We start from the raw sequence: 6,393 nt of genomic DNA on the forward strand, positions 1-6,393 counted from the left end.
ATGGTGGTGGCTAAACGCCCCAGATCATACTCGAATCGGGCACAATAGGCACGGGCAGTGAGGTAAGCGTGGAAAATCGAAACGCAATGAAGGAAAACGAGCACATCCGGCAGGCCGGCCTCAAGGTCACGTCCCCGCGTGTGAAGATCCTGCAGATGTTGGAAAGCCGCGGCCCCGCGGACCGTCATCTGTCCGCGGAGGACGTTTACAAGACGCTGATTCACGACGGCGCGGAAATCGGCCTGGCAACCGTCTACCGAGTCCTCACACAGTTCGAGGCGGCCGGCTTGGTCAAGCGCCACCACTTCGAAGGCGGCAACTCGGTGTTCGAACTGGAGAAGGGCGATCACCACGACCATATCGTCTGCATCAAATGCGGCCGTGTCGAAGAATTCCGCGACGAAACCATCGAAAAGCGCCAGAAGCAGGTCGCCCTGAGCTTGAATTTCCAGCTCACCGACCACTCCCTGTGCCTCTACGGGCTATGCCCCGTATGCGCTGGCAAGGGAGAAGCCGGCTGAATCTGCTTAAGGACTGGACCACGTTCGGGCGCGACGGATAGCCGCCCAGTATCAGCCGGACCCCATGTTCAAACCCCTCATCGTCTACATCGGCCTGCGCTATACGCGGGCCAAACGGCGCACGCGCTTCATTTCCTTCATCACCCTCACCTCCGTGCTCGGCATCGCTTTAGGCGTCACGGCGCTCATCGCCGTGCTCTCGGTGATGAACGGCTTCGAGGCGGAACTTCGCGAACGTATCCTCGGCATGACCTCCCATGCCTCGGTTTCCGGAGTCGACGGCCAGTTGCAGAACTGGCGCGCGCTTGAGCCGGTCCTAAAGGACGACAGCCATGTACTGGGCTGGGCGCCTTACGTGGAAGGCCAGGCCATGCTCAATTCCGACCGGCGCGTCAGCGGCGTCATGCTGCGCGGTATCCTGCCGGACTATGAGCCGCGCGTGTCCGAGGTCGCCAAGCACCTACCGGAAGGACGCCTGGGGGATTTGAAGCCCGGCGAATTCGGCATCATCCTCGGCGCGGAACTGGCCAACTACCTCGGTGTGGTTCCGGGCGAGAAGGTCACGGTCATCACCCCGCAGGTCACCGCCACCCCCGCCGGCATCCTGCCCCGGCTGAAACGCTTCACCGTGGTGGGCGTGTTCCAGGTGGGCATGTACGAATACGACCGCAATCTGGCCCTGATCCAGTTGGAAGATGCCGCCAAGCTTTTCCGCCTGGAGGAGGGCAGCGTGTCCGGCGTGCGCCTCAAGCTGGACGATCTGTTCTTCGCCCGCCGCATCATGCAGGATCTGGGACACAAGCTTCCGGGCATCTACCAGATGTCCGACTGGACCCAGGCCCACGCCAATTTCTTCCGCGCCATCCAGACCGAGAAGCGCGTGATGTTCATCATCCTGCTGTTGATCGTCGCCGTGGCCGCCTTCAACATCGTATCGACCCTGGTGATGGTTGTCACGGACAAGCGCGCCGACATCGCCATCCTGCGTACCCAGGGCATGACACCCATGAGTGTGATGGGGGTTTTCATGGTGCTGGGCACCGTGATCGGCCTGTTCGGCACCCTCCTGGGGGGTATCGGAGGCGTGCTGCTGGCTTGGAACGTGGAGACCATCGTGCCGGCGATCGAGCGGCTGTTCGGCGTGCAGTTCCTCTCCGCAGACGTCTACTACATCAGCGAACTGCCCTCCAAGCTGATCTGGAGCGACGTCTACCAGATCACCGGCATGGCCTTCCTGTTGTCCCTGCTGGCCACCGTCTACCCAGCCTGGCAGGCGTCACGCATCAAGCCGGCAGAGGAACTGCGCTATGAATAAGCCCGTGCTGGAATGCCGCAATCTGTGCAAAACCTTCGATCAGGGCGGGCTGAAGGTGGAAGTCCTGCGCAACATCGACCTGTCCATCGACAAGGGCGAGCGCATCGCCATCATGGGCGCATCCGGTTCCGGCAAGAGCACACTGCTGCATCTGCTGGGCGCCCTGGAAAGCCCGAGCCAGGGCGAGGTCATCATGGACGGCATCGCCGTCGGCAAGCTCGGGGAGAGCAAGCTGGCGCGGCTGCGCAATCGCTCCCTGGGCTTCGTTTACCAGTTCCATCATCTGTTGGGCGAGTTTACGCTGCTGGAAAATGTCGCCATGCCGCTCCTGATCGGCGGCAGCGAGATCACGGCGGCCAAGGACCGGGCTGCCGCCCTGCTGCAACGGGTTGGACTGGGCAAGCGACTGGAACACAAGCCGGGTGAGTTGTCCGGCGGCGAGCGCCAGCGCGCCGCGGTGGCGCGGGCTCTGGTCACCCAGCCGCGCTGCGTGCTGGCGGACGAACCCACCGGCAATCTGGACAGCAAGACGGCGGAGCAGGTCTACGAACTGATGCTGGAGCTAAATCAGGAATTCGGGGTGAGCTTCCTGGTGGTCACTCACGACCCGCACCTGGCCGGAAAAATGGACCGGCTCCTGCATATGGAGGATGGCCGCCTGAGCTGAGCGCGGCCGCCAACCGGGCCGGCTACTCGCCATAGTGATGCTTGAGCAGCCGCTTGTAGGTGGCACAGGTTTCGCTAGCCAGCACGGCCGAGTTGATGGGCTGACTGCGGAAGCGGCGCAGCGCAAGTTTGTGCAGCACCGAGCGTCGCCACAGGAACTGCGTCACGCCGTAACCCAGCACCGCCCCCACGTTCATCAGGATAAAACACCCGAGCAGCAGCGGCGCCCCCAACTGCCAGGCGGTTTCGATGGAAAACAGCTGCGAAAATTCGCTAAAGTCGAATGAGCCCTGCCCCAGCGCTAGCGACCCCACCTTGTAGGCAAAATAATAAAGCGGCACCCAGGTCAGCGGGTTGGTGATCCACACCAAGGCGACCGAGATGGGCAGATTGGCATTAAAGTAAATCGCGAGGACCGCCGCGATGATCATCTGCCAGGGCAGCGGCGGCGTATACATGGCCCAAAGGCCGACAGCGAAAGCCAGCGACACCGAACGCCGGTTCAAATGCCACAGATTGGGGGCGTGCAGTTTGTCACCCAGGAATTCCAGACTCTTGATCTCTCGAATTTTTCCCGGATGGGGCAGGTAGCGCTGGAGGAATTTCTTTGGCATAACGGGTCTTCAGCTCGTCGTTTCTTATTGTAAGTTCGGGGCGCCGTTATTCTACGGCAGGAATAAGGATGTTGAACGAAAATTTCGCCCGCGCGCGCGCTTCGTCCAGTCCCGCCATGCTCAGTGCCGTCGCCGGGATTCTGGCCGCCCAGCAACTGCCGGAACTCCCTCCGGCCTGGGTAGCGCCCGCCCTCGCGGTTTTCGCGTCAGTCCTGTTTATGGGCCGCCGCCTGTTGCTGCCAGCCCTTTTTCTGCTTGGTCTGGCCTGGGCGCTGATCTTCGCGGCGGCACGCATGGACGAGAAGCTGGCTACGGCACAGGAGCGGCAGGACCTGACGCTCGAAGGGACGGTGGCCAGTCTTCCGCAGACGCTGGATGACGGCATCCGTTTCGATTTCTACCTCTCGGACCATTCCGCGGCCTTGCAGGTTCCAGTTCGCGTCCGCCTTGGCTGGTACCGCGAGTACCCCACCCTGAAAGCCGGGGAGCGCTGGCGGTTGCGGGTTCGGCTCAAGCGTCCCCATGGCTTTTTCAATCCTGGCGGTTTCGATTATGAAGCCTGGCTGTTCGCCCACGGCGTCGGCGCGACCGGTTATGTGCGGCCGGATCCTGTCAACGCGCGCCTGGCGCCAGCCAGTTCTATCAGCGTTGGCAGCTTGCGCCAGCGGCTTTATGACCGCATTCTCGCCGTCCTGGACGGCAGACCGATGCGCGGCATCGTCGCGGCACTGGCCATGGGCGAGGAAGGCGGCATCAGCCAGGACCAGTGGGAGGTGCTGCGCCGCACCGGTACGGCCCATCTGGTGGCCATATCCGGCTCCCACATCGGACTGATCGCCGGCCTCACGTTTTTCCTGGCTTTGCGCGTCCTCGCCTTCTTCGGCCTGAAGTGCTGGCCACCGCCGGCGCTGGCCGCGGCGATTGCAGCGGCCGCCGCACTGGCCTACACGGCCCTCGCCGATTTCGCCATCCCCACGCAGCGCGCCCTGATCATGGTCGCCGTGGTCATGGGCGGCATCATCGTCCGGCGGAATCTGAGGCCCACCCACACCTTATGCCTCGCCCTGCTGGCGGTGAGCGCCTGCGATCCCCTGGCGGTGCTGGCTCCGGGATTCTGGCTGTCCTTCGCCGCCGTCGGCCTGATTCTGTTCGCCGTGACCGGGCGCCTCAGCGCTTCCGGACTCTGGCAAGGCTTGCTACGCATGAACTGGGTGACCGCGCTCGGCCTGTTTCCCTTGCTGCTGCTGTTCTTTCAACAGGTGTCCCTGATTTCGCCCCTGGCCAACCTGATCGCCATTCCTACCATGGGCATGCTGGCGATTCCCTGGTGTCTGCTGGGCAGCCTGGTTCTGCTGATCGACGAACCCACCGGCAGTTTACTGCTGAGCGGAGCAGCCTACCTGATACAGGGGGTGTGGCTGATTCTGGAATGGTTCTCCGACTTGCCCGGCATCCAGTGGCGGCATGCGCCGCCACCCGGATGGAGCCTGATTTTCGCTGTGCCCGGCATCCTGCTGCTCCTGGCTCCGCGCGGTATTCCCGGCCGCTGGCTGGGCGTCCTGCTGCTGGCGCCTGCGGTATCGGTATTGCCAAAGCCGGTTCCACCATCCGGGCTGCGGCTGACCCTGCTGGACGTGGGCCAGGGTCTCTCGGCGGTCGTACAGACCCAGGCCCATACCCTGGTATTCGATACCGGCGCCCGCTTCGGCCCGGGCTTCGATATCGGCAGCGCCGTCCTCGAAGCCTTTCTGCTGAGCCGGGATATCCGGCAGGTGGACGCCCTTGTGGTGAGCCACGGCGACAACGATCACATCGGAGGCGCTCAGAGTCTGCTGGAACGGATGGCGGTGGCTCTTTCCCTGAGCAGCGTGCCCGACCGACTGCCGGGTGCCGGGCTCTGCCACGCGGGACAGAAGTGGGAGTGGGACGGGGCGCGCTTCGAAATGCTCTCGCCCTTCGGCGAAGCCGGCAATGGCAACGATCAGTCCTGTGTGCTCAAGGTCACCGTCCCCGGTGGCTGCGTCCTGCTGACCGGCGACATTGAACGCGCCGCCGAGGCCAGATTGGTGAACCAGTACGGAAAGGCGCTGCGCTGCGACGTGCTGATAGCCCCGCACCATGGCAGCCGGACATCGTCCACTCTGGCTTTCGTGGATGCAGTCAGGCCGCACTGTGCCCTCATCTCGGCGGGCTATCTCAACCCTTACGGCCTTCCTGCCAAATCGGTGGTCGAGCGTTACCGTCAGGCAGGGGCCGCCGTTTTCAATACCGCCGAGCTAGGCGCCCTTTCGGTCGAGATTGATCCCGCCCATGGTCTGCAAACGCCCTCCGGTTACCGGCTCAGCCACGGGCGCTATTGGAATGACCGCCCCAGCGACTGAGTGCCGCCGCGATTACAGGAGGATACCCTTCTCCCGCAGCAGATCCAGAGCATTGTCCGGATCGAAGGTCTGGGCGGCGATCGCCACGTGCCAGGCCCCTTCCGGCGCCTCGCCCTGGGCCAAGGGACAGAGGCAGATAAGGCCCGCGTGGTTGAAGTGCTGCGCGAGGTCTCCCGATGCCTCGACCCCAAGATCCTCCAGCACCACGGAGGCGTGCCCGAGATCGAACAGCCTGCGCTCCAGGCGATAGGCCGCCTCCTCGGCTCCGGTCCCGGTCAGCCAGATGACGGCCGGATTCTGCGCGAAGCGCGCCGCCCTTTCCGCGGGCGTCACCTTACGCACTTCGTGGGGATCTTCGGCGGCGCCCACGATCATGCCGGCACCCACGGTCACGTGGGTCAGGCGGTCGATGACGATGAAAGACCCCGTCCCTTTGCATAGCGCGTAAGGATCGAAGGCGATGGGCGCGCTCAGGGCCACCTCGCACAAGCCGATCTCGTTCAGTTTCAGTTGCTGGGCCGGATGGTGCTCCAGGGTGTTCACGTCGATGCGATGGGCGATGCGCGCCACCGAACCGGACACCGTCTTGGTGGTCTGCTTGATGTAGTACTGCCGGCCCGGCGACAGCGCCGCCTCCGCCATCCACACCACATGCGCCATGAAGCGGCTCGCCACCGTGGGTTCATCCTCGGGAGTCACCAGCATGTCGCCGCGGCTGACGTCGATCTCGTCCTCCAGGGTGACGGTGATGGCCTGGGGTGGAAACGCCTCTTCCAGATCGCCGTCCTGGGTGACGATGGCCTTGACCCGGCTGGTCTTGCGCGAGGGCAACGCCATCACCGTATCGCCCGGCTTGAGCACGCCCGCCGCCAGGGTGCCGCTGAATCCGCGGAAGT

6 protein-coding genes are annotated in these 6,393 nt (G+C 63.8%); 4 read left to right on the top strand and 2 right to left on the bottom strand.

What is annotated here, in order from left to right; genetic code table 11:
• Nucleotides 1-86 precede the first annotated feature (86 nt).
• From fur to lolD, 3 genes are all read left to right on the top strand, one after another.
• Nucleotides 87-521 carry a ferric iron uptake transcriptional regulator gene (gene fur / locus EK23_RS08475; RefSeq protein ID WP_045224893.1) on the top strand — a complete coding sequence of 145 codons (435 nt, stop codon included), beginning with the start codon at nucleotides 87-89 and terminating at the stop codon, nucleotides 519-521.
• 64 nt (nucleotides 522-585) lie between these two features.
• Complete coding sequence (locus tag EK23_RS08480; protein ID WP_045224894.1) at nucleotides 586-1,836, top strand: lipoprotein-releasing ABC transporter permease subunit; 1,251 nt, start codon at nucleotides 586-588, stop codon at nucleotides 1,834-1,836.
• Nucleotides 1,829-2,503: a lipoprotein-releasing ABC transporter ATP-binding protein LolD gene (gene lolD, locus EK23_RS08485; protein ID WP_045224895.1), complete on the top strand. Its 675-nt coding sequence runs from the start codon at nucleotides 1,829-1,831 to the stop codon at nucleotides 2,501-2,503. Before EK23_RS08480 ends, lolD begins: the two co-directional genes overlap by 8 nt.
• Before the next feature lie 22 nt (nucleotides 2,504-2,525).
• Here lolD and EK23_RS08490 read toward each other — a convergent pair whose 3' ends face one another.
• The gene (locus tag EK23_RS08490; protein WP_045224896.1) at nucleotides 2,526-3,116 is read right to left on the bottom strand and encodes a DUF2062 domain-containing protein; all 591 of its coding nucleotides are present in this window, start codon (nucleotides 3,114-3,116) and stop codon (nucleotides 2,526-2,528) included.
• 68 nt (nucleotides 3,117-3,184) lie between these two features.
• Between EK23_RS08490 and EK23_RS08495 the strand changes: the two genes are divergently transcribed.
• Nucleotides 3,185-5,497, top strand: coding sequence for a DNA internalization-related competence protein ComEC/Rec2 (locus tag EK23_RS08495; protein ID WP_045224897.1), 2,313 nt, complete (start codon nucleotides 3,185-3,187; stop codon nucleotides 5,495-5,497).
• 12 nt (nucleotides 5,498-5,509) lie between these two features.
• On the opposite strand, the gene EK23_RS23640 is transcribed toward EK23_RS08495, so the two are convergent.
• A partial coding sequence (locus EK23_RS23640) for an elongation factor 1-alpha C-terminal domain-related protein (RefSeq protein WP_045224898.1) occupies nucleotides 5,510-6,393 on the bottom strand: 884 nt, incomplete at its 5' end.

It is taken from the genome of Methyloterricola oryzae, from assembly GCF_000934725.1.
Lineage (GTDB): Bacteria > Pseudomonadota > Gammaproteobacteria > Methylococcales > Methylococcaceae > Methyloterricola > Methyloterricola oryzae.